Origin of the sequence: Aquabacterium sp., from assembly GCF_034003525.1 — a bacterium.
Classification (GTDB): domain Bacteria; phylum Pseudomonadota; class Gammaproteobacteria; order Burkholderiales; family Burkholderiaceae_C; genus Aquabacterium.
Map to the genome: position 1 here is coordinate 84,729 of NZ_JAVEYN010000012.1, position 22,957 is coordinate 107,685.

The 22,957-nt window shown below is 64.2% G+C and carries 23 protein-coding genes and 1 riboswitch; of the genes, 2 read left to right on the top strand and 21 right to left on the bottom strand.

Features of this window, described 5'->3' with window-relative positions:
- Nucleotides 1-5 precede the first annotated feature (5 nt).
- Nucleotides 6-584: a TMEM165/GDT1 family protein gene (locus RBT42_RS09150; protein ID WP_320364335.1), complete on the bottom strand. Its 579-nt coding sequence runs from the start codon at nt 582-584 to the stop codon at nt 6-8.
- A riboswitch (yybP-ykoY riboswitch) is annotated at nt 585-764 on the bottom strand.
- Nucleotides 765-868: 104 nt separating this feature from the next.
- Between RBT42_RS09150 and RBT42_RS09155 the strand changes: the two genes are divergently transcribed.
- Nucleotides 869-2,323 (top strand): SulP family inorganic anion transporter, encoded by a 1,455-nt coding sequence (locus tag RBT42_RS09155; RefSeq protein ID WP_320364337.1) that lies wholly within the window; start codon nt 869-871, stop codon nt 2,321-2,323.
- 160 nt (nt 2,324-2,483) lie between these two features.
- Nucleotides 2,484-3,134 carry a PEP-CTERM sorting domain-containing protein gene (locus tag RBT42_RS09160; RefSeq protein ID WP_320364339.1) on the top strand — a complete coding sequence of 217 codons (651 nt, stop codon included), beginning with the start codon at nt 2,484-2,486 and terminating at the stop codon, nt 3,132-3,134.
- Nucleotides 3,135-3,290: 156 nt separating this feature from the next.
- On the opposite strand, the gene chrA is transcribed toward RBT42_RS09160, so the two are convergent.
- The 20 genes from chrA to RBT42_RS09260 all read right to left on the bottom strand — a co-directional run bounded on the left by chrA (nt 3,291) and on the right by RBT42_RS09260 (nt 22,849).
- Nucleotides 3,291-4,514 (bottom strand): chromate efflux transporter, encoded by a 1,224-nt coding sequence (chrA, locus tag RBT42_RS09165; protein ID WP_320364341.1) that lies wholly within the window; start codon nt 4,512-4,514, stop codon nt 3,291-3,293.
- A 47-nt stretch (nt 4,515-4,561) separates the two neighbouring features.
- Entirely contained in the window at nt 4,562-4,897 is a 336-nt protein-coding gene (locus RBT42_RS09170; RefSeq protein WP_320364343.1) for a YnfA family protein, read from the bottom strand.
- A gap of 369 nt (nt 4,898-5,266) precedes the next feature.
- On the bottom strand, nt 5,267-5,794 hold the full coding sequence (locus tag RBT42_RS09175; protein ID WP_320364345.1) for a hypothetical protein: 528 nt from the start codon (nt 5,792-5,794) through the stop codon (nt 5,267-5,269).
- A 2-nt stretch (nt 5,795-5,796) separates the two neighbouring features.
- Entirely contained in the window at nt 5,797-6,264 is a 468-nt protein-coding gene (locus tag RBT42_RS09180) for a glycoside hydrolase family 108 protein (RefSeq protein WP_320364347.1), read from the bottom strand.
- Entirely contained in the window at nt 6,261-6,497 is a 237-nt protein-coding gene (locus RBT42_RS09185; RefSeq protein WP_320364349.1) for a hypothetical protein, read from the bottom strand. Before RBT42_RS09185 ends, RBT42_RS09180 begins: the two co-directional genes overlap by 4 nt.
- 5 nt (nt 6,498-6,502) lie before the next feature.
- A complete protein-coding gene (locus tag RBT42_RS09190; protein WP_320364351.1) occupies nt 6,503-6,916 on the bottom strand; it encodes a hypothetical protein in 414 nt (137 codons plus the stop codon).
- A 10-nt stretch (nt 6,917-6,926) separates the two neighbouring features.
- Complete coding sequence (locus tag RBT42_RS09195) at nt 6,927-8,429, bottom strand: hypothetical protein (RefSeq protein WP_320364353.1); 1,503 nt, start codon at nt 8,427-8,429, stop codon at nt 6,927-6,929.
- A gap of 1 nt (nt 8,430) precedes the next feature.
- The gene (locus RBT42_RS09200; protein WP_320364355.1) at nt 8,431-9,318 is read right to left on the bottom strand and encodes a hypothetical protein; all 888 of its coding nucleotides are present in this window, start codon (nt 9,316-9,318) and stop codon (nt 8,431-8,433) included.
- 4 nt (nt 9,319-9,322) lie between these two features.
- Nucleotides 9,323-13,741 carry a phage tail length tape measure family protein gene (locus RBT42_RS09205; protein WP_320364357.1) on the bottom strand — a complete coding sequence of 1,473 codons (4,419 nt, stop codon included), beginning with the start codon at nt 13,739-13,741 and terminating at the stop codon, nt 9,323-9,325.
- 12 nt (nt 13,742-13,753) lie between these two features.
- Nucleotides 13,754-14,020 carry a DUF1799 domain-containing protein gene (locus RBT42_RS09210; protein WP_320364359.1) on the bottom strand — a complete coding sequence of 89 codons (267 nt, stop codon included), beginning with the start codon at nt 14,018-14,020 and terminating at the stop codon, nt 13,754-13,756.
- Between the two features lie 122 nt (nt 14,021-14,142).
- Nucleotides 14,143-14,478 carry a hypothetical protein gene (locus tag RBT42_RS09215; RefSeq protein WP_320364361.1) on the bottom strand — a complete coding sequence of 112 codons (336 nt, stop codon included), beginning with the start codon at nt 14,476-14,478 and terminating at the stop codon, nt 14,143-14,145.
- Between the two features lie 105 nt (nt 14,479-14,583).
- Entirely contained in the window at nt 14,584-15,231 is a 648-nt protein-coding gene (locus tag RBT42_RS09220) for a phage tail tube protein (protein WP_320364363.1), read from the bottom strand.
- A 9-nt stretch (nt 15,232-15,240) separates the two neighbouring features.
- Complete coding sequence (locus RBT42_RS09225; protein WP_320364365.1) at nt 15,241-15,663, bottom strand: hypothetical protein; 423 nt, start codon at nt 15,661-15,663, stop codon at nt 15,241-15,243.
- A complete protein-coding gene (locus RBT42_RS09230; protein WP_320364367.1) occupies nt 15,660-15,962 on the bottom strand; it encodes a hypothetical protein in 303 nt (100 codons plus the stop codon). Before RBT42_RS09230 ends, RBT42_RS09225 begins: the two co-directional genes overlap by 4 nt.
- A 13-nt stretch (nt 15,963-15,975) precedes the next feature.
- A complete protein-coding gene (locus tag RBT42_RS09235) occupies nt 15,976-16,308 on the bottom strand; it encodes a DUF2190 family protein (protein WP_320364369.1) in 333 nt (110 codons plus the stop codon).
- Nucleotides 16,309-16,370: 62 nt separating this feature from the next.
- Nucleotides 16,371-18,467, bottom strand: coding sequence for a prohead protease/major capsid protein fusion protein (locus tag RBT42_RS09240; protein WP_320364371.1), 2,097 nt, complete (start codon nt 18,465-18,467; stop codon nt 16,371-16,373).
- Between the two features lie 61 nt (nt 18,468-18,528).
- Nucleotides 18,529-20,028 carry a phage portal protein gene (locus RBT42_RS09245; protein WP_320364373.1) on the bottom strand — a complete coding sequence of 500 codons (1,500 nt, stop codon included), beginning with the start codon at nt 20,026-20,028 and terminating at the stop codon, nt 18,529-18,531.
- Between the two features lies 1 nt (nt 20,029).
- Entirely contained in the window at nt 20,030-20,245 is a 216-nt protein-coding gene (locus tag RBT42_RS09250; protein WP_320364375.1) for a phage head-tail joining protein, read from the bottom strand.
- An 88-nt stretch (nt 20,246-20,333) separates the two neighbouring features.
- Nucleotides 20,334-20,663 (bottom strand): helix-turn-helix domain-containing protein, encoded by a 330-nt coding sequence (locus RBT42_RS09255; protein ID WP_320364377.1) that lies wholly within the window; start codon nt 20,661-20,663, stop codon nt 20,334-20,336.
- Between the two features lie 140 nt (nt 20,664-20,803).
- Nucleotides 20,804-22,849, bottom strand: coding sequence for a phage terminase large subunit family protein (locus tag RBT42_RS09260; RefSeq protein ID WP_320364379.1), 2,046 nt, complete (start codon nt 22,847-22,849; stop codon nt 20,804-20,806).
- Nucleotides 22,850-22,957: the final 108 nt, after the last annotated feature.

Consider the following 22,957-nt stretch of genomic DNA (forward strand, 5'->3'; position numbering starts at 1 on the left):
GCGCCTCACACCCCGAACCGGGCGCCGGCACCCAGCAAGGTGGCCATACCCAGCACCGCAAAGATGCCTGCGGCAATGCTGTGCACCAGCTTCATCGGGATCTTGTTGGCCAGCTTGTCGCCCGCGAACACGGCGGGTAAGTCGGCAATCAGCATGCCCAGCGTCGTGCCGATCACGACCATCACCGGTGAAGCGTAATGCGCTGCCATGGCCACGGTCGCAATCTGGGTCTTGTCGCCCATTTCTGCGAGAAAGAAGGTCACCAAGGTGGCACCGAACACGCCCAGGCGCTGGGCGATCTGCGTTTCTTCCTCCTCGATCTTGTCGGGGATCATCGTCCAGATGGCCATGCCGATGAAGGAGGCGCCCAGCACCCAGCGCAGCACCTCGGGCGTGAGCGTGGCCGTGATCCAGGCACCCAGCGCCCCAGCAAGACCATGGTTGACGATGGTGGCGGCCAGGATGCCGGCAATGATGGGAAGGGGTTTCTTGAACCGCGCCGCGAGGATGAACGCGAGCAACTGCGTTTTGTCGCCGATTTCAGCCAGGGCGACCACGCCGGTCGAGACGAGAAGAGAGTCCACACATGCTCCAAGACCGGATCAGAGACGATTGACCACAACGCATCTCCGGCCTGAAGGGAGGCGTGGTGGTCAAAGGTCTTGCCAAGCTTGCAAACCGCTTGCGCCATGTCCTGCGGGACAAGTGTGTTGACGCAAGCCTCTTCGGGATCCGAAGAGAGGCTACTCCCCAATGACAGGCGGATCATATCAGCCCGCGCGACCATCACTGAGGCCGATGAGGCCATCCGGTAACATCGCGCCCTTGCGGCCGCTGCGCCGCCCGCGAACGATACCCACGGCCACCGATGAAACTCTCCTCCCTGCGCGCCGATGTCCTGGCAGGCGTCACCACGGCCTTTGCCCTGGCGCCTGAATGCATTGCCTTTGCGCTGGTCGCGCACATGCACCCTTTGATGGGGCTGTATGGCGCCTTCATCATCTGCACCATCACGGCCCTGTTTGGCGGCCGGCCCGGCATGATCTCCGGTGCAGCGGGCTCCATGGCGGTCGTCATCGTGGCGTTGGTGGTGCAGCACGGCGTGCAGTACCTGCTGGCCACGGTGCTGCTGTCGGGCCTGATCATGGCCTTGTTCGGCCTGTTCAAGCTGGGCAAGCTGGTGCGCATGGTGCCCCACCCCGTGATGCTGGGCTTCGTCAACGGCCTGGCCATCGTCATCGCATTGGCCCAGCTGGAGCATTTCAAGCACGACGGTGCCTGGCTCAGCGGCGCCCCGCTGCTGTGGATGATCGGCCTGGTGGCCCTGACCATGGCCATCGTCTACCTGCTGCCACGCCTCACCCGCGCCGTGCCCCCTGCCCTGGTGGCCATCGTCGGCGTGGGCGTGCTCGTGTCGGCACTGCAGCTGCCCACCCACACCCTGGGTGACATGGCCCACATCGCCGGCAGCCTGCCCGTGTTCCACTGGCCCGAGGTGCCCTGGAACCAGGAGACGCTGCACATCATCGCGCCCTATGCCGTGCTGATGGCCCTGGTCGGCCTGCTGGAAACCTTGCTGACGCTGAACCTGACCGACGAGATCACCGAAAGCCGGGGCTACCCCGACCGCGAGTGCGTAGCCCTGGGTGCCGCCAACATCGCCTCGGGACTGTTTGGGGGCATGGGCGGCTGCGCCATGATCGGGCAGACCGTGATCAACCTGAGCTCCGGCGGGCGTGGTCGCCTGTCTGGTGCGGTCGCGGGCGTGATGATCTTGCTGTTCGTGCTGCTGCTCTCGCCGCTGATCGAGCAGATTCCCCTGGCTGCGCTGGTGGGCGTGATGTTCGTGGTCGCCCAGCAAACCTTTGCCTGGGCCTCGCTGCGGGTGATCAACAAGGTGCCGGTGAACGACGTGCTGATGATCGTGTCGGTGACCGTCATCACGGTGCTGACGGACCTGGCCACCGCCGTGCTGTGCGGCATCGTGCTGGCCGCGCTGAACTTTGCCTGGGTGCAGGCCCGCGCCCTGTACGCCGACAGCCACATCGAGCCCGATGGCAGCAAGCTGTACCGCGTGCACGGCACCCTGTTCTTCGCCTCGGTCACGTCCTTCCTGCAGCAGTTTGACGCCGTCAAGGACCCGCAGCGCGTGACGCTGGACTGCGCCCACCTGAGCTTTGTGGATTACTCCGCCATCGCCGCCCTCAAGACCTTGCGTGAGCGCTATGCCAAAGCCGGTAAGCAATTGAAGGTGGTGCACCTGTCAGCGCGGTGCCGGCAATTGCTGAGGCGGGCGGGGGTGCCGGCCGTGACGCGGGGATGACAAGTCGTGGCGATTGTCGACAATTCTTACACATTGATGCAGATAGATGTCAAATCTTTCCGTAAGCCATTGATTTAAAAGGGATCAATCATCCTGGCATCAGTATTGCTTTTTGAAACAAACAGATCCTTTGTTGTTCAACCTTTTGTGAGCAGTACCCATGCGCAGTACCCACCTTCTCGCCCTGGCCACAGCCTCTTTGCTGTCCCTGTCGGCCCAAGCCGCCCCAGTTTTCTACACCACGGAGGGTGATTTTCTGGCGGCTACCTCTGGTTTGGCACTGTCGCTCGAAACGTTCGATGCGCACAGGCCTCCCACCAGAAAGGTGATCGACAACTTGACGTCGGGGTTGAACATCACGTCGAACACCAACCTCTTCGACGTCAACAACAGCAACTATTGTGCGGGCACCGGCAATTGCATCTCCTTCACGACGCCGTCAGGCGGTAGCCTGCAAACTTTCACGTTCGACTCAGGCTCGGTGAACGCATTTGGTGTCTTCCTGGGTGACCTCGCCGACACAGGTGGCACCGTCCTCACGCTGACGACCGACACCGGCGCAACTCAGTCCTACTCCTTGAATTTGTCGAACAACACCGAGCGTTACTTCGGCATCCTTGACCTGACGAGCCCATTCACATCGGTGTCGCTGCGCAACTCCGATTCTGGGGACGAGGTTTTCATTGACAACGTCCGCTGGGGCAAGAGTCCTGTGGTTCAGCAAAGCACCGCAGTGCCAGAGCCCGGCATGCTGGCCTTGCTGGGCGTGAGCTTGGCCGGGGTTGCCCTGGCACGTCGTCGCCAAGCCTGATACCGGTACACGGCGTCCTCCAACCCCGCCACGGCGGGGTTTTTCATGGGTACAAGATGTGCGTCGGCGGTGCTGGCCCCGCACATCCCCCCCACCGTTCAGGCTGGGCTCAAGCCTGCGTTAGGGCATGACTGCCGGGTTTGGCCGATCAGCGCATCAGGCAAGCCAGAGGGCGCCCACCAGCACCGACAAGGCCACAACCACCACCGGGGACACCCGCCCGAACACCAGCAGGCCATACGCTGCCAAGGCCAGGGCCACATCGGCCGTGGAATGGACGGCGCTGGTCCACACCGGGTCATACAGCGCCGCTCCCAGAATCCCCACCACTGCGGCGTTGACGCCGGCCATCACCCGCTGGATGCCATCGCGCTGGCGCAAGCTTTCCCAGAATGGCAAGGCACCGGCCACCAACAGGAAGGACGGCACAAAGATCGCAGCCAGCAAGATCAGCCCGCCAAACAAGCCGCCGAGTGGCGCAGGCATGACAGCCCCCAGGAAAGCCGCAAAGCTGAACAAAGGACCCGGCACCGCCTGCGCCGCCCCGTAACCCGCCAGGAAGGCATCGTTGCCCACCCAGCCCGCCGGCACGACACTGGCCTGCAGCATGGGCAAAACCACATGACCGCCGCCAAACACCAGCGCGCCCGCCTGGTAGAAACTCGCCAACGCTGACCAAAGGTAGGCGCCTGACCACGCTGCCATGGCTGGCAAGGCCAGCAAGAGCAGACCACACAGCGTCAACAAGACTGCCCCGATGGTGCGGCTCACACCGCAGTCCTGATGCTGCGCCGCCGGCAGGTGTGGCAGAGACAGCGCTCGCCAACCGATCAAACCGCCCAGCACCAGCACGATGACCTGGATGAACGGCGATGGCAGCAGCCACACCATCAAAGCTGCGCCAATGGCCACGCCGCCGCGCAAGCGGTCAGGACACAGGGACTTGGACATGCCCCACACCGCCTGGGCCACCACCGCCACCGCCATGACCTTCAGGCCGTGCACGACGCCGGAGGCCTCCCACCCTGCCCCGCTGAGCACGCCAAACGCGAACAGAATCAATGCAACGGCTGAGGGCGCCGTGAATCCGATCCAGGCGGCCAACGCGCCCAGCCAACCCGCGCGCCGCAAGCCCAGCGCCATGCCCACCTGGCTGCTGGCCGGCCCGGGCAAGAACTGGCACAGGGCCACCAGGTCGGTGTAGCCCTGCTCATCGAGCCAATGACGGCGCACCACGAACTCGTCACGGAAGTAGCCCAGGTGAGCCACCGGACCGCCGAACGAGGTCAGCCCCAGCTTGAAAAAAGCGAGCAAAACTTCGAGCACAGAGCCCTGAGGGCGCGTCAAGGCGTCCGGCCGGGAATCAAGTGGATGGGACATGGTGCCTCACAGATCGGGGCATGGTAGCGCCCTCGCGTGACAGTTCCTCAGCCGCCTGAGTGGGGCTGCAGCGCGATCACGGCCATGCCCATCAGCGCCAGCCCTGCACCCAATGCATCCCAACGGGTCAGCGCAACACCATCAACCCAGTGCAGCCACAGCAGCGCTACCGCGATGTACATGCCGCCATATGCCGCATAGGTTCGCCCTGCCGCGCTGGGATGCAGGGTCAACAGCCAGGCGAACAACCCGAGCGAGATGGCAGCCGGAGCCAACAGCCACAGGCTTCGCCCTTCTTTGACCACCAACCAGGGCAGGTAGCAGCCGACGATCTCGGCCAGCGCTGTCAAGGCGAACAACAAGGTCAGACGCAGGAGTTCCATGGCTCTTCAACAGATGAGAGAACGCCAAACAAAACGGGCCAGCACCTCACGATGCTGACCCGTTGGATTCAATGGTCGGGGCGGTGGGATTCGAACTCACGACCCTCTGCTCCCAAAGCTGCAAAACTATCCAGATCTCATCGGCTCTGCCGCTCGATTCTTCTAACAATTTCGCGGCCACCACGCCCAATGTGCATTGGGTGTCTGACTCGGTCGTTAGAAGATTTACACCATGCGACTACCCCGCAAAATGCGGCGCTGATGACTGCGCTATCGGCTCCAGCCATGGTCTGGGCCGCCCAGGCAGAAGACCTGCCCCGATCACGCCCGGGGCCCCCGCTTGGCCTTCGCGGGCGTGGCGGTTGTGCATCACTTACCGGCAGAACCCCTAGCCAGCAGGTGCGTTTTGTTCTCGCTCTGGCGTGTGGTGCCCACCCAGAAGGCGAGGCAAGCAGCAAAGGCGGCTGCCAGCTGGCCGCACATGTACACGATGGTGTCGCCGTTATCCTTTGGGATCGGGAGCCAGAACAGCGCCGCCAGCGTGGCCAGGAAGCCCAGGCCCACACCAGCAGTCAAGATGGCCGGCATGCGTGAAGGCTGCTCTGTCTGCATCAGCCGAGCGCTGGCCCGGTCTGCTGCTTCGGCCTGGATCTCGACCTTGGCCTGATCCGTCAGCAGCTCCTGAAGCCGCGTTGCCCGGTCGGACTCGATCTGCCGGAGCTTGATCAGCGCGTCCGGGTTGCTGGCGATAGCCGCCTCCACCGCGTCGGGTGTTGATGGCGTGCCAAGGGCTGACGCGATGATGCTGCCAACAGCTGCACCAGCTGGGCCACCGATCAAGGTCCCCAGCATGGGGGCCACTTTGCCGACTGTGCCGGCCACGTCTTTCCATTCCATGGTCATGCCTCCTTGAGGTTGCTGGCGACCCGCTTGGCCCAGCCCTTGCCGAACACAGACCAGGTCTTGAGGTCGGTCATGAAGTCCAGGCGGTGGCCATTGAAGCGCGCCACCAGGCGGGGGGCTGGTGCGCCACTCAACGCTCGCAGGGTGATGGGCCCGAGCAGCCCGTCAGGCGTCACGCCGGCAGAGCGTTGCAGCGTCTTGATGGCCGTCACAGGCCCCGAGTTCACAGCCATGTCGAACAGATCGAACCTCATGGCATCTGGCACGGCATCACAGCCAGCCGCGCCCCAGAAGTCGCGCCTGTAGATCGCCTTGGCCCGCTCGAGCGTCAGCCCCTTGATGTCCTCGGCTGGGTAGCTGCGCTTGCTGATCCCGAACTTGGTCTCTCCACCAGGGTCACGCGGGTCGTTGACATACCCGCCTTCGTGGCCGATGAGTCGCTCGAATGCCTTGTCGAAGTTCATTTGATGAGCCCCTTTCCCTGCGCCCATAAATAGCCGCCAGCGCACAAGACGCCGACGATCCAGAAGAGCTTTTCAACGACCGACTTGCCAACTGCTCGGTAGGCATGGTCGGTCAACTTCTCGACTGCCCGAGCCGCCGCACGCTCTGCGATCTCCTCGATCAGCTCATCAGTGAGATGAGGCGATCGACGGCGCTCAGGGCCCTTGTACTCATGTTCGGATGTTTCGTTCATGCGTGTCAGGCATCAATCGTGGCGGTACTGACGAAAAGCGCGTCAACGTCAGCATCACCCAGGCCCAGCGCTTGAGCCATCGAGGCGATGGTCGGGCTGCTGCGCTTGAACTCTTGAGCGTCAGACCACGCAAGCCGAGCCAGGGTGGGCGTGGATGGATCAACCATCAACACCTCTACCTGATCAAGCAATCCGGCCAGGTGCAGCGCAGCTCGGGCCTGGAATCGGCTCACGGACTGAGGGACTGGAGTCGGCTGCTCCGTCGAGTCCACCACCGACCAGTTTCCGCCCAAGAAGAAGGCGCTTTGATGTTCTGCGTCATACATCGGCGGCTCCTGAGTCGTGCGGCCCATCCATTCGGCAGGCGTATTCGTTTCGATGTGCTCAAAGGTGTGGGGGCTGTAGAAGTATTCGCTCATGTTGTTCGCCTCATACATGTTTCAGGTGGTCACCAGAAGCCCGCAACGCAACGGACCAGTCAGAGCTCCACGCAACGAAGTTCGAGCCGGACGCCCGAGAGCCGGAGTTCGCGGCACCGTCGCGTGCGCCACCCAGCAGCGTCACGGATAAATTGCCGTAGCCGTAGCCTCGGTTTGGGCCTGCGATGAACGCCGAGCCGGCATTCGAACTATTGCCTCTTGCAAAAACAGACTCATGCCCGGTTGCCTGCTCGATGCCGAGGCGGCTGGTGTATCCGGGTTGCCGAGTGGTGAGCGGGATGGTGGACGCTGCCCCGCCCAGTGACTGACCCTCCGTCACGCCGAACATCGCGCTGCGGAACTCATCCGGCGCCGGCAGACGCAGGCCGAAGCTGGCGGCAATTTCTTCACACTCGTACTGGCTCAGGCGACCGTAGTTGGTCGAACCATTGCCCCCGTATGCCAGAGGGATGCGCGGCAGCACAGTGCCGCTCGCCACGTCGGTGTTGTAGCGGCTGATGCCGTTGGTGATGTGATGCACGGAACAGAAGTAGATGGCGTGCCACGTCTCTGTCTGAGGGTCCAGCGTCATGCCGCGCTGCTGTCCCTTGCAGCGCCATGCCAAGTCCCACAGACTGAACTCGTTGATGCCGGCAATGCGATCGACAGCGGCCTGCGTCCAGATCATCGAGCCACCCTGGTTGGTGAAGCCAGATGTGGCGAACCCGCCTGATGCCGGCGTGGTGCCTGGGGCAACCAGGCCGTAGTGAAACCCGCCGATCTTGCGGGAGCCGGCCACGGGCGCGCTGGCTGGCGAGCTGAACGGGTCTGCGTTGCAAACCAGGGCACCAGCCGGTGTGCACCAGATGGCGTAATCCTCGCCAGCAGTCAGCGTAGGCATCGTGACGGGAGCGCTGCTGCTGAACTCAATCCAGGCGCCGCCCACGTTGATCTTGGTGCCACCTTTGATGCTGATCGCCCCCGGCCCGGTCTTCAAGAATGCGCACGTGCTTCGGTCTGCTTTGTAGAAGCCCCCAAATCCGCCCGGCATGGCCGGAGTCGTGGCGAACACCCTGACACCCGGGGTTGCTTCATCGGCAGTCCACCCAATCAGGTGCCCATCAGCCTGTGGAGTCGCCAGCCCGATCAGCCAAGAGCTGAACGTACCGGCGCCATCGAAACCACTGACCAGGACAGACATCGCGCCAGTTTCCGCGTCATACGACACCACCTGGCCGACCATGTAGTTCTGGATGTCGGGCGAGGCGACGATGTACAGCCACGCTCCAACGAACCAGGCCTTGCCGGGCTCGGCGATCAGGGATACGGAGCCAAGCCCAACCGTCAGCTCTGACGTGCTGCTGCCAGTGGTTGCCGCACGTTGCAGGGACTGCTCCAGGCTATTGGCCTCGGTGACGAACTGCGGCAGCGCGCCCAGCAGTGCATCGGCCCGCTCGGAAAAATTGGCCGGGTCATTGCGAGACGGTACCGGCGGAAGTGGTGTCATAGGCATATCAGGTCAACCCTTCGATAGTCAGACTGCAGTAGCTTTTCGACGCATACGCCACGTCGATAGACCAGTCCTTGAAAAATCCATAGATGACCGACTGGTCAATGCGATCGCCGCCGATCCAAACGGCCGGCGTCGCTCGGGTGGCTGCCAGCTGGCGGTGGACCTCGTCAACCCGCGTGGTGTCGAGTACGACCTGGGCAGTCATGCGCTTGGCCCATGCGCGCTCCACCACCGCCGTCACACCGAACGAGTCGGTAGACTTGACGGAGTAGTCGATGATCCCAAGGCTCATTCCATGAACGGTCACCCCGAGATTGAAAATCGACCCAACCGCAACCGTGCCGATGGACACCGGCCCGGTGCCATTCAGGGTGATCGTCACTTGGCCATTGAGGTATGGCGGCAGGTCCGTCAGCGTCATCACCGTCTTGCGCACCAGGAAGTCGCCGAAGAAGTAGGACTCCCAGTCGATGACGTTGCTCTCGTCTCGCATGTCAACGGTGCGCGAGTACACCGTCTCGGCGCCATCCGTCATGGTGACGATGGCCTCAGCTGCCGCCACATCGACCAGCGCCAAGGCGCGGACGATGCCGGGCTCCAGCGTCACGGTCATGGTGTCGGTGGCCGAGCTCAGCGAGCCAACCGCGCGATCGAACATTGCCCAGCGATTGGTGGGGCCAACGCGCTGCCAGTTCTCTGGATCAACGTCTGGTGATGCTGCCGTGGTGCCGGCCACCAGCCGTTGGTAGATGCTGTGGGTGGACACCAGAATGACTCGGTCTCCCTTCGCGTAGGCTGTGGCGGCGCTCCAGACTGGGTGGTCGTTCTCAGGGATGCTGGACGAGACCAGCTTGGCGTCGGTGATGACGGTGGGCTTGATGATTTTCATGATGTCAGGCCCCAGCAGTCACGGCCAGCGAGTTACCGTCCGGCGTCACGCGCTCCAGGATGGCGGCCGCCTTGGTGGTGCCGCGCGCCACAGTGGCCAGGCCAGCTCGCTGGTCTTCGCGCAGGCCGCGCAGCTCGGCAACCACCTCGCGCAGATGCTTCAGCTCGGCAGCCATCTCGGTGTAGGCCCTGCCGCCGCTCACATTGCTCAGCATGCGGGCGGTCTGGTCAGCATTGAAGATGCGCGATGCACCGGTCAGCTCGAGCTCGGGGCCGCGCTCACCAACAATGCGCAGACCGCCAGCGAAGTCGCCACCGGTGGCAAAGCCGGGGATCTTGCCCAGGCGCTTGGTCGGGTCGCTGATCAGGTCCAGCGTGGCCTGCAGGCTGGCTGCTGTGGTGGCGCGGGCAATGGCCACATCCAGCGCGGTGCCGGCCATGGTCTCCGAAGCCTTGAGCAGCGCCTGACTGATCTGCGGCAGCGCATCGATGGCGGCCTGATCGCCGGAGCGGGCCTGTGCCGTCTTGATCGCGAAGTTGGCCTGCAACTCAGCCAGGCTGGCCTGCGTGCCTGTGGTGGTCAGGCCGCGGATGCGGGCGATCTCGTCGGCAATGCCACTGCCAACGTCCTTGATGGACTGCAGCAGCTCACCAAAGCCGTCGCTCAGCGACAGCACGCTGCCCAACAGCAGTTGGCCTGCGTCGGTGCTGGTGTCAATTCCGCTGACCAGCGAGATGAACGCGTCAGCAGAGGATGGCAGCGACAGCCCCAGGCGGTCAAACGACGTTGCCAGGCGCTCGGCCTGCATGTTGATCTGCGTGTTGCTGGAGACGAAGTTCTCCTCGAACGAAGCCACCGCGTCCTGCAGCTCCTGCAGCCCTCCGGCTCCGTCGATCAGACCGTACCCCACAGCCGAGCCTTCCAGGCCCAGCAGGCGCAGGCTCATGCGCACGTCAGTCAAGGCGCGGTAGGTGGAGCCAATTTCTGCGCCGGTTCCGTCCAGGTTCTTCAGGATCTCGGCCACGCCGCCAATCCCCTCGACCGCCAGGGCACTCTGGCGCACCAGCTCGGCGCTCACGTCGCCCTGCTTGTTCGTGATGTCGGCAAGGCTCACCATGGTGATGCCCAGGCGGCGCAGGGTCGTGCGGGCCTCCTCGGTGCCGCTGGCCACACGCACAATGGTCTCGAAGTAGCCCTCTCCGATGTTCTGGAACTTCTCGAACCCGCCCAAGGCGGCCTGGGCAAGCCTGTCGCCCTGGGCAGAGAACACGGCGGTCAGGCGCTCCTGCAGCTGCTCACCGCTCAGGCCCTGCGTGGCGATGCGGCCGATGTCGACCACAAACGATCCCAGGCGCTGGCGCACCAGGTCAAGGTTTGCGCCCAAAGGGACAGCGGCCTGCTGGATGGCGCTGTAGAAGCCCGCAAAGATCGTGCCGATCTGCTGCTCGAACTCGGCATCCGCTGCGGTGTACTGCGTCCGGTTCTTCTTGCTGGTGGTGATCCCGAACGCCTTCTTCTTTGTCTGAACGTCGGTGTAGTACTGCGCGTCGAAGCCGCCGGCCAGAATGCCGCCGAGAGACTGAGCGCCGCCGTAGATGCCCTGGCCCGTGATCTTGGTGGAGCTGCCGAACAGGTTGCCCACGAAGTTGCCAATTGCGCCCGTGATGCCGCTCAAGATTCCGCCAACCAAAGGCACACTGTCCAGGATCTTGGTGTATGCCCCAAAACCGGTGATCATGCCGTTGGCCAGGTTACCCAGGCCGTCGCGCTTAAACCCTGTCTGGATGCCTGCAGCCGATCCCTCGATGGCGCCGCTGCGGACCAGCAGCGTAGCCAACCCGCCAATGTTCGCCTCGATGTTGCGCAGGCTGCCCAGCATGCCGGCGCTGTAGCGCATGGTCAGCGTGTCCACCTCGCGCAGCGCATCGATGGCGCGGGTGATGGACTCGCTTTGCGCCGAGGCGTCGCCCAGCACAGTGCCGGTGCCGGTATTGGTCGGGGCGAAGCCGCCGGAGCCGCCGCCACCAAAGCCGCCCACTACGAAGCCCAGCGCAGCCATGATGCCGGCCATGGCGGCCATGCGAGGCACGGCGCTGTAAGGGTCTCCGCTGGCTTGATTGGCCACGCCAACTGCAGCCACAGCGGTACCCTCGGCCATCTTGGCAGCGATGCGCTGCACAGACGATGCCAGCTCGATGGCACGTAGGGTCTGCTCAGCCAGCATCAGGGCCTTGTAGCCCGCCGTCTTCTCCGAGAAGAAGCCCTTGGCCGCGCCGGCCATGCTGGCGTAGCTGCTGATCTGGGCTCGGGCGTATTTCTGGTCCAGCTCGGCCAGTTGTTGGGCGCTCTTGCTCGTGTCCGATCGCGCCAGGTTGTACTTCTCCTGGGCGTCGATCAACTTGGTGAAGGTTTGCACGAAGGTGCCCAGCGACTTGCTGGCGTCATCGAAGCCCGCGGCGAAGTCGGTGCCGAAGTCGGCCTTCATGAAGTCCTTGAAGGCGTCAGCGGCCTCGTCTCGCTTGGACTTACGTTGGTTCAGCTCGCCCAGCTCACGGCGGGCGTCGATTTCGCGCTGCAGGGCGTCGACCATCTCCTGGTTGCCTGCGGCCTTGGCAGTGGCTTGCGCCTCTTCCAGGCGGGCCACCCGCACGCTCTCGATGGCCTCGAACAGGCTCAGGTTTTGCTCACGGGCCACGATCACGGCGGCCTCTTCGTCCTTCAATGCAGTGACGCGGTCGAGCACGCTGGCGGCACTGCGATCAGCGGCTTTCACCTCGTCTTCATACTGCTTTTGAACGTCCTGGTAGCGCTTCTCGCGCTCCTTGAGCCACTCGCGCTCAGCCTTGACCTGCTCCACCAGCGCATCGCGCTGCTTGAGGATGCCGGACAGGGCCTGCGCCGTGGCGAGCTGCTGCTCCTTGAGCGAGCGGGTGCGGGCATCCATGGTGCCCTTCAGCTCTTGCTGGATCTCCAGCGCCTTCTTGTCGCCCTCGTTGAGCTGGGATGTGGAGACGCCACGCTCGCGCATGAGCTGGAGGTCCAACTCAGCGGCCTGGCGCTTGACCTGCAGGGCTTCCAGTTCTGACTGGGCTGCTTTGATGGCCGAGTCGGCCGGGTTGCGGGTCTTGCGCTCTTTGTACTTCTCGCGGATGTTGGCCTCATCAGCGTCGATTTGCTTCTGATCCAGCAGCTCACTTTTGGGGTTTGATGCGCGAATTGCATTGATGTTGTCGCGGTACTTTTGAAGCTCCGCCTGCATCCTGTCTGCATTGGACGCGAAAGCCAGGCGCTGCCGCTTCAGTGCATCGATAGCAGCGGCACCTTCGTTTTCAACGGTCTGCTGGGCAGACTGACGGCGCGCCGCAGCGTCCATCTGCAACATCTTGGTGCGCTGGTTGATGATTGCCTGTTCAAGATCCCGCTCTCGGACACTCTTTGGCGCCTCCTCCCCCGTGAGGGTAGAAATTGGGTTCGCCCACTTCTTGAAGCCTCTGATGCTCGCGAGCTCATCCTCCAAACCCTTGAGCTTCTCATCCTCCGTAGATGGTCGGCCAACATCGGCCATCCAATCCCACGCTGACTTTGCCGCATCCCCAACTGCATTCCATGAGCGCTCCAGAATGCCCAGGGTGTCCTGCACGGACTTGGCCCTGTCTGACAGCATGTTGGTGTAGGTCTGCTGGGCAAGGGCCGCTGCCTCTTCGGACCTCCCTTGCTGTTCAAGAGCCACCACCTGCTCGTAGGTGGCGGCAGTTAAGAAGTTGTACTTCTCGTTCAGCTTGGCAAGGTTCTCGGCCGGCTCTTTGCCCAGCGATGCGAAGTCAGCCACCATAGACTCGACAGAAGCCCCGGTGGCCTTGCTCATTGCCACAACAGCCTGAGCAGAGCCCTTGAGCTGATCGCCGGCCACGCGACCAGTGCCAACCAGTTTGGCAAGCACATCAGCGGCCTGGCCTTGCGTTCCCACGTTTTGCGAGATGCCAGCCGCCATCTGCGACAACTGGTCAGCCGTGGTGCCGGCCGCGTTGCCCGTCAGGATGAGCTGCTTGTTGAACTCGGTGGCCTCGGCGGCGCCCTTGAAGTACGCGATGGCCAGTGCGCCACCCGCAGCGGCAGCCAGAGTGAACGGGTTCACCAGGCCAGCAACGTACCCCCCCAAGGCGCGGGTCGCATTGCCCACGCCACCAAACATGTCTTTGAGCTGTCCGCCCTGCTGCAGCAACACTGTCAGCGGGGCCTGCCCAGAGGCCAAGCCCGTCACAATGTCGGTCATCTGCGCCGGCAGCATGCGCAAGTTGTTGGCCATCTGGGCAGATGACATGCCCATCTGGTTGACGCTACCCGTCACCCGGCGAATGTCGGCCTCAGCCTGCTGAGCGCCGTCCAGCGAGATCTTGATTCCGATGTTGGCAGCAGTGCTCATGTGGTCACCAGTTCAGGGCGCCGGTGGGCGCGCTGCGTTGTTGCGTGCTTGATCTCGCTCGCGCTGTTCGGCCCACACATCCAGGGTCGCGCGCTCGCAAGCCTGAATGCCGGAAAACACCTCGAGGCGCTCGTCGCCAAGGTCCTGCTCGTCCAGAAAAGCGCGCACGCCCGCGTAGTCCAGGCCCGTGGCTCCGGCCATGCCAACGCGCCACTGGGTTTGCACGCCCATCCAGCACTCCCAGGCACGCACGCAGTCCGGCCAGAGGTAGGCAACCACCTCTGCAGGCTCATGCTCGTGCACGCCAAGCTGCGCAAGGGCCGCAGCCCAAGCGTTGTTGGCGTCAGGGAGTTGCTGCTGTGGAACATGGCCAGACTCGGCTACCTCGCGGGCCAGCGCACTCAGTTTTTTTCCTTGGCCCCGCTCTCACGCATGTAGGTGAGCCAGGCCAGCTGGGCAACGCCCTGCACCTTCGCCAGAGCGCGCCAGTTATCGGCGGTGTAGGGCAGGTTCTCGTCGTTGCCGTCCTTCACGCCAGACCAGTCCTGAATGACCGCTTCCATGAAGTCCACATAGACGATGTTGCCGTTCTCGTCCTTCAGCGCGGCCTGCTGATCGGCATCGAGCCGCTTGCAGGTGAGCGAGAAGTCGAACGGCTGGTCGATGCCATTGCCGTCCTTGATGGTGCCTTTGACCTTGAACTTGACCGTGTCCGAAACGATGATCTTGATTGCCATGGTGTGCCCGATGTGTGCGCCCGAAAGAGAAGAAGCACGGCGTGGCAGATTCGGGGCCGATCTGCCCGGCAGGCCTGCGCCCACCGTGCCGTGCTAAACCGTTGATCAGGAGCCGTAGCTGATGAAGCGGCCCAGGAAGGTGATGGCGGCATTGACCTGGTTGGCCTGGCCCTTGCTCATCTGCGGCACCTCCGACACCGACATGTAGCCGTAGCCGTAGGCGGTGGCGCCGCCGCTCAGCACCAGCTTGAAAGCCACCTTGGACAGCGTGCGCGAGATGTCCACCATGGTCTGGTAGTTCGCGTTGTCGGGGTCATGGCCCATCGTGATGGTCAGGCTCATGGCGTTAAAGCCAGTGGGCACGTTGATGTCGTTGCGCTTCGCCAGGGGGCTAATGGTGGTGAAGCGGGCGTCTCCGCCGCTGGGGGAGATACCCAAAACCTGGGGCATTTCCGTCCAGTTGGACACCTTGGCGAGCGTGCCGGTGCCGGTTCCGGCCGGGAAGAACGACTGGTTCAGCGTGTTCAGGCCAAGCAGGCCCAGCGTGTCAGCCGTCAGCTGGTCGGCCTTGAAGACGCTGTCGGTGGCGTCTTCCCAGCCGGATGTGAACAGCAGCTCATCGCCGTCGGCGAAGCCGTGAGCCACAGAGGTGGCCACAGCGGGGTGGGCGTTCGAGACGCCGGTCACCGTCTTGGGGGATGCGAAGGTGTTCGAGAAGAACAGCTTCGAGCCTTCGGGGAAGTAGTAAGACATGAGGAACTCCTACAGAGTTGGCCCAACCTGGCGTTGGCGGGCAATGAAGGTGAAGGTTGCGCAGACGGTTTGCTCGCCGTCCGCATCAAAGTCATAGGTCAGGCCCTGCGGCACCAGCACGATCACGCTGCCGCCCAGGGTTGGGTCGCTCATCAGGCGGCTATAGACATCGGCCAGCAGCGCATCCACCGAGGCATCGGGCGCCTGGGTGGAGGTGGAGCGCGCGTAGCACTCCACGGCGATCAGGGTGTTCCAGGCGTAGGGGTAGCCGGCCAGGTCGGGCGCATCGAACACATCCGACGAAACCGGCCGCACCACCACTGCGGTCAACGTGGTTGAAGAGAGCGGCCGCAGTCGCACACGACTCACCACCGGTGCAGCGCCTTGCAGCGCGGCCATGGCGGCAGTGATCGCCGTGTTGACGATGGTCATGCCAGCTCCAGGATCAACCGAACCATCCCCGCCCCGTCCGGCTCAGCTGCAGCGATGACGTAGGACACGCCACCGCAAGCCAGGCTGAGGCCCTCCGGTTCAGGCGGGACAAACTGCGCGGCCGTGGTAAAGCAGGGCTGGGAACCGGCCATGCCAACACCGACGGACCCGACCGCATACGGGCTGTCGAAGATGCCCGCCACAGGATCACCGCCGCCTACGGATGCCGTCGCGTTCGACAGCGTCCGCATCACGGCCGCATTGGCGCGTGCTTCAAGGGCGGCGAATAGTGCAGTCATGGCCTTCCTACGCTCAGCGGATGCAGTTGATGAGCGCGGTGGTTACCGTGGCACCGGCAACCTTGGCCACGGTGGCCACGCCGGCCTTGATGTTCGTGCTGGCGGTGGTGGTCAGCTGCTTGGCGGTGTTGTCCCAGTACAGGATGGCGCCCTGAGCGGGCGTGTCTGTGCTCAGCGTCTTGATGTCATAGACGCCTTCCAGGCTCAGCTCCAGCGGCGCGCCGCTGACAGCATCGTGGCAAGCAACGCCAAAGATGGCGGCGCCGACCTGCACACCGTCACCAGCAGTGACGTTGTAGGGGGCGACAACGGTGATCACGTCGCCTTCTTGAACTTTGTTCTTCATGAGAATCTCCGATGAAAGGTGCGGTCACCAGGGGTGCGCCCCTGGCTCAACGATCAAGACGATCAGGCGGCGCCGGTGGCCTTGTACAGACCACGGAAGTCGATGGCCTTGGCGGCGAAGTCCTCGCGGCACTTGTACGAAATGCCGTCCACTTCGAAGCCGACTTCGGTCTCGATGACCGGGCCCTCTGCGCCGTCCAGGAAGGCGTACTCGACGGTGTCAACCTGGCCGTTGTTCGCGGCCAAGTACCAGGCCGATGCGCTGGAGTCGTCCAGCAGGGGCTCCACCACGGGCTCAACGCTGGTACGGCCGCCTTGGCGGAACTCGTTCACGTCGCTCGTCGCGGCCGGCACGTAGTTGGAGCTGGTCAGCTGGTAAGCGGTCTGCTCCAGAGCGGCCGGCACGATCAGGTACGACGGCGAGATGTTCAGCAACTCGCCGGCCAAGCCCTTTTGCTTGCGCATGGCGGTGCGGCCGGCGCCCAGCGTGGCAAGAGCCAGCGCGGTACCGGAGGTGCCCAGGTTGCCGTGGTCGGCGTGGAACAGAGCCTTGCCGTCCGACAGGGCTGCGTTGGCGGTCAGCTGGGCGTACACCAGGCGGTTTTCCAGGCGGCGGGCGCTGGCACCGAAGGCGCTGACCAGGCGGTCAAAGGCGCGCAGGTCATCGTTGATGATGGCCTGACGTGTCAGCGACACGATCCGGCCGTAGGTGACCACAGCGTAGGTTTCCTTGCCGTCCGACAGGGTGCCGTACTTGAACTCGCCGTGCTCGTTGGTCTGCAGCAGCTCAGGCGCACCAGACAAGCTGGTGACCTGGATGTTCTTGAAGTCGGGCGCGTTGGGCGCACGGCGAGCCCACAGAGCGTAGGTGCCGGGGTTCTCGTCGTAGGCGCCGCGCAGGCGCTTGTTGGCCACGTTGGCGAACAGGCTGGGGAAGTCGCTGGTGCCGTGGGCGCCGCCAGAGCGGAAGTGCAGCATGCGCGTGGCCAGGGTGAGGCGGTCCATGCCGCGGGTGCTCACGCCGTGGGCTTCCAGGAAGTCGCGGCCCATTTCCAGCAGGCTCATGCCACGGTACTGCTGGCCGTTTTCGTCCAACTTGGCGCGGGCCGACACGCGGTGCATGATGGCCTGCTCGATGCCGGCCATGCGAGTCTGCATCTCGTCGCGAACGGTCTCGACGCGCACATTGCGCTGACCGCCTGCTGCGGCGTCGCGCGTTGCCAGCGTTTCCAGAATGGCGGCGCGAACTTCGTCAACGGTCTTGCCCTGGCGGATCATGTCCGATGCGGCGACTGGGTTGCCGTGGCGGGCGCACAGGTCGATGATTTCAGCAGCGCGCGTGGCGGCATCAGCGGCAGCGCGAGCCGCCACATCGTTCACATCAGGGGTCGAAGGGGCGGCGGCCACAGTGGTGCCGCCGGTGGTAGCTTGGGCCTGAGGCATTTCTCGGTTTCCTTGGCTGGTTGATGGATCGGCGGTGACGCCCACCGTGGGCGATGCGTTGACAGCAGCGGCAGGAGCCGCGCTGCGGTATTCGACGAATTCGCAGGGGAAGGTGCGCAGTTGGTGCTGCTGCTCGCCACCTGCCGGGTCTGCCGGGCTGGCGGAGCGGATCTGGCTGTCCATGTCGGCCGGGATCGGCACAAGGGAGACCTCATACGGCTCCCAGTCGGTGACGCGGTAGCGCCACAGCCCACCTTCTTCGGCAGGCGGCACCATCTCGACACGGTGGCGGACATAGCCCACCGACACATTGCGGATGATCTTGTCGGCCACGTCCTGGACGTAGCCGGCCACCGACTCACGACGGCTGAACGTGGCGCGGCAAGTGCCTTGGCCATTGCTGATGGCCGGAGCCTCTACCACGCCGAGCTGATCCTCCAGATCCCACGAGCTGTGCGTGTTAAGCAGAGGCGCGCCACGCTGCAGGCGATCAAGGCGGATTGCACCCTCTTCCACCACCAGCTCTTCCAGGTACGGGCGCTCCCGGTACCAGTCGTAGCGGCGCACAGAAGCGCCCGTGGTGAAGACGATCTCGGCAGTGGCCAGCGGTGCCAGCTCACTGTCATCCGTTGCGCGGATGAAGTTGCGCAGCTCCATGGAGCGCCCGGCAATTGGCAGCTCGTCGCGACGCGTTTGGATGGTGTTGGCTTGAGGCATGCACTGATCGTGGTGCCTCAACTGTCTCAATTCCAGGAAAACTGAGACAGTTTTTGCAGCGTCACTTCTTGGCCGCCGCAGCCGCAGGTGAAAGCTGGGCCTGCGCCATCTCCATGGTCCGGCCGCGCATCATCATCATCATCACGTCCAATGTGCCGTCCTTCTGCAGGCGGTCATAGTCGGACTTCATCTCCTGAAAGACCAGCTCCGGGTTGTACCCACGGCGCCGCAGCTTCTCGCTGATGGTGCCCAGGCCGCCGGCGATCTCGTCCAAATCGGCGGCTACATCCTGCACCGGGTTGACGTAGTCCCACTTGGGAGTAGACCAGTCCACGGCGGCATCGCGGGCGGCGCTGATGTCCCCGACCAGCTCGGCGGCGCGGATGAACGCATCCCAGATGGGCTGGCACAGCTTGGGCACCAGCAGCAGCCACTGGATCTGCTCGGCGTTGCGACGGAACTCCATCGCACCAAGGCGGCCAGAGCTGAAGTTCACCTCGCTCACGTCGCCAGTCAGCATCTCGTAGGTGATGCCCATGCCGGCCGCGATCAGGTGCAGCTGGTACTTGACGTACTCCACGTACCCCGGGGCGACCTTTGGTTCCACCACGGTCAGGTTCAATCCTGCCGGAAGCATGTTGATACCCCCGCCCGAGAGGCTACCCAGGCTCCCGTCCTTGCGGGCCTGGCCTGGCGCCGCTCCGGGTTCGTCGTTCCCGAATTGGCTCATGGCTTGCGGGTCGCCAGTGGCGAGCACGCTCAGGCGGGTCTCCAGGTTCTTGCGCTGCAGCTCGGCGTCTTCGTACACCGTCAGGTCACGCACGCGGGCAATGACCGGCGCCAGGCGGGTGAAGCCCCGGCCCTGGCCAGGGCGCTCCGGGTTGTAAAGGTGGATGATGCTGGATGCCGACACAGGGCTGCTTCCGCTGCGACGGCGGCGCAGGCTGACCATCTCACCCGGGTGCTCATCGAACAGCCAGTAGTTGACGACGCGGCCGATGGAGTCGTACTCGATGCCGTTGATGATGGTGTTGCCGCCTACCGTGCCGCTCTTGCCACTGTCGAGCCAGTCAATCTCCAGCAGCTGCAGCTGCAACGGCACCGCCAGGCCATCTTGGGGGCGGCGATTGCGCAGGCGGATCAACACTTCTCCGTCTTGCTCCATGGCACGATAGGCTGCGGCCTGGATCCCGTACAGGTCAAGCCGGCCATCAGCGTCGGCCTGCCGCACGAACTGCGCCCAGAGGCCGTCAACCACAGCGCCATTCTTCGCCAAGCTGCGCGGAGTGATGCCGGTGCCCACCACGTTGGCAACCAGGCTGCCCATCCCGCGGGCGATGTACGGGCTGTTCTGCACCAACGCACGGGCGCGCACACGCAGCGTCGCCGCATCGGCGGCATGGTCTGCGTTGGCACTTGCGCCGGGGCGGCGTGGGCGCCAGCCGTCGCGCTTGCTTGCGCCCTCGTAGGCGCGCTGCAGCATCTCGCGCGCAGCAAAGCGACGCAAGCCGGCCATTGGGTTGATGGCACCGATGAATTTGTCGATGAAGTTGGCCGCCATGTCAGTCCCGGATGGTGGTGAAGTTGAAGTGGAAGCTGCTGCGGCGAGGCTGACCGCCTCCCGCATTGGCCTGGATCACACTCGCCACGTGCTCACGTGCCGACTTCAGCTCGGCAATGCTGCGGTACTTGACACGGCGCCCGTTGAATTCGACCTCCAGCTCTCCCGTGGCAATGGCGGCGTCGATGTTGTCAAGGTCGGTCTGGGTCAGAGCCATGGCGGTATCTCATGTGTTCGCGGTGTTGCTCGCGACACTACACATGTGCCAGTCTCAATTCCAGGAAAACTGAGACTGGTTTCATCGCCTACCGCCCGCCTGACTGCTTGAGCAGGCGGTACACCGTGGCGCGACTGATGCCCAGGCGGCGCCCAACCTCAGACGCATTGCGGCCATTGAACAAGGCCAGCACCTGCTGCACCTCCTTCTGGCGCTCGGTCAGCGGGCGGCGCGAGATGTAGCACTCCTGACCGGCGAACTCGGCCCGGGTCTTCTCCTTCAACTTCAGAGCCAGGGCGTCGATGCCAGGAATCTCAGACGCAAGGTAGTCAAAGATGCGATCGACCAAGTCCGGCTCTGCGCCGATGGCGGCCCCGAAGATCTCTTTCTGTGTCTTTGGCTCATTCTGCTTTGCCATGTGCATCCTTGTCTCGTTACCAGTCGCGCTTGAATCGTGTTGCCTCGGGTGCCTGGGGTGTTTCAGCCCGTGCCCACCGCCTCAGTGAAGGCGGCACCCGCTGCGGGTCTCGCTTGCGGCGCACTCTTGGCTGCTGGGCCTCACCAGTCTCGGCAGAAGGCGATCCTGGAGCCGCCGGTGTCCTCTGGTTCGTAGTCGTCATGGTCATCGTCCTGGTGGCTATGCTGCAGGTGGTTGGCCTGGGCTGGGTGCTGCGTGGGCTCTGGGGTTGGTGCGCTGAACAGGTCTGGCGGCGGCTGCACCGAGGCCTCCAGCTGCTGCCACTTGCGGTCAGTGAAGGTATGCAGCCCCAGGCTCATGGCCGCGTGCAGGGCGTAGTTGCGGCAGTCAAGCACCTCGTTGCGAGGTCGGCGCTTGACCCAGCGGTAGGCATCGCGCCCGGCCACCTTGGTCAAGATACGCTGCTCGGCGGTGAGCTGCTCGAACCACTCGCGCGGGAGGCTTTGGCTGAAGTGCACGCAGCCGGGGCCGGCCTCGGTGATGGCCAGCTGGCCCAGCAGCAAGTCCTTGGCCGTGTCCACGCCTACCGTCCACAGCTTCACGCCGTTGGGGTACTTCACGCCCCGCCAGTTCACCTCCTGGCTGGAGCTGGGGCCCAGCACCGGCTTGTGCTCTTCGCTGGAGCCCTTGACGGCGCGCAGCACGGGCAGGCGGTGCTGGGTATTGCGCACCCAGTTGTAGACGGCCTGCGTCTGGTCCGATGAGTCAATGCTGATGGCCGACAGGCCCAGCGATCCGCCGTGCCAGGTCTGCACGTAGCGGCGCTGCAGGTAGGCGGTGACCTGCTCCCAGTCTTCCTCGCTGGCCGGGTTGCCCTCGATGACGTGGTGCTCCACAGCCCAGCTCTCCAGACCACGCCCCCAGGCCCACACGGCAATCTCCCAGCGGTTGCGCTGCAGGTCGATGCCAGCCGTCAGCACCAGGCCGCCCACTGGCACCACGCCAAGGGCATAGGGCTCGGCGCGGAGCTGCAGGGCATGCTCGTCGGTGCGCTCGCCGGCCAGCTCCCAGGTCTGGCCCAGGGTCTCGTTGACGAAGCCCTGCATGGGCCCCACGTCGCCGGCCTTGAGCGAAGCGTGCGCGGCCTCGAACTCGCGAACGATGTCTGACCAGGTACGCTGCGGGCTGTACGCCGTCCAGACCTGGAAGGCCACGTGGCGGGGAGGGCGGGTCGGCTGGCCCGAGGTGTCGCGCCACACCTGGTCGGAACCGTAGCGGATGCCTGTCTTGGTGCACACCCAGGCGCCCACCCAGTTGCGTAGGTAGTCTCCCTGCTGGATGCCTTCGCCGCAGTGCGGGCAGTAGTGACGCACCGTGTCCGGCTGGCCCTTGGTCCATTTGAAGCCGTAGGCCTTGTCTTTGCCTCCCCAATCCAGTGGGTGCTCCTGGTCGCAGCTGGGGCAGCGGATGTTGTAGCGCATGTCAGCATCGGCATTGAGGCGGCTGCGCTCGACGTGGCACAGGCCCTTGACGCGCGGTGTCGAGCCGCCCACGAACTTGGGGAACGGTGCCCCCTCCAGCCGCCCCTTGGCCAGGGTGCCTGGGTCGGAGGACTTCTCGATGATCCAGTCGAAGCCAGACCACTCGTCCAGCATGGCCACGGCCACCGTGATCCGGCGGTAAGCCCGTGCCGCCTTGCCGCCCAGGAAGTGGGCCACGCTGTCACGGAAGCTCTTGAGCTTGATGGTGTCCTCGACACCCTTGGCCTTGCGGCGGGCTGCCTTGACGGACGGCACGGTGTCGATGACCGGATCCACCTCAGACTTGACGAAGCTGTCTCGGTCATCGTCTGTGGGCTGCCACACGGCCTGCTTGCGGCGTCGGTGGGCGATGTTGTAGGCGATGAAGGCGGTGACCGTCTTGGTGTAGCCAACCCGCTTGGACTTCTGCACGTCCACGTGCTCGATGTCGTCGTTGCTGAACGCGTCCATCCAGCCGATCTGGAAGGGCCACGCCTCCCAGTCGCCCTTCTGGTGGCTCGACTCACCGGCCAGCTTGAAGTGGTCGCGCGCCCAGTCGCTCAGGCGCTGGGGCGGCTCGGCCTTGAGGCTGTCCAGGCCCAGGCGCACCGCTGCCTTGATCCCGGCGCGGGTTTCGGTTGGCAAGGACACCAGGACGGCAGTCACGCGAAGGCTTCCTCCAACTCGCTGCCGTCCTCGTCGTCGGGCATCTCGTCAATGGCCTCATCGATGAGGCTGGCCGTGGAGCGCACCCACTGGTTGCGTGCCGAGGTG